Consider the following 426-nt stretch of genomic DNA (forward strand, 5'->3'; position numbering starts at 1 on the left):
ACCCTGGCGCCCTACTTCGACGCCGCCCACTACCGGGCCGGCCTGGAGGCGGCCGGGGGCGGGCTGGCGGACGCGCTGGCGCAGGCCTCCGGCGTCGACCTGGCCGACCACTACCTGGCCTCGGTCTGGCGCGAGGGCCGCGTGCCGGCGCCCCGGTTCGACACCCTCGCCTACTGCCTGACCCCAGCCATCACCTACGCCACCCAGAACCCGCTGGTGCGCTGCGTCCTCACCGGCGGCCCCGCCCGGCCCGACCGTGAGGCCGGCCTCGCGCTGCGGTTCGCGACCCTGGCGCCCTACTTCGACGCCGCCCACTACCGGGCCGGCCTGGAGGCGGCCGGGGGCGGGCTGGCGGACGCGCTGGCGCAGGCCTCCGGCGTCGACCTGGCCGACCACTACCTGGCCTCGGTCTGGCGCGAGGGCCGC

The 426-nt window shown here is 78.4% G+C and carries 1 pseudogene; it reads left to right on the forward strand.

The window, feature by feature from the left end:
- A pseudogene (locus tag MKK88_RS22075) lies at positions 1-426 on the forward strand (hypothetical protein); the annotation flags it as partial.

The sequence above is a fragment of the Methylobacterium sp. E-005 genome, assembly GCF_022829725.1.
Classification (GTDB): Bacteria; Pseudomonadota; Alphaproteobacteria; order Rhizobiales; family Beijerinckiaceae; genus Methylobacterium.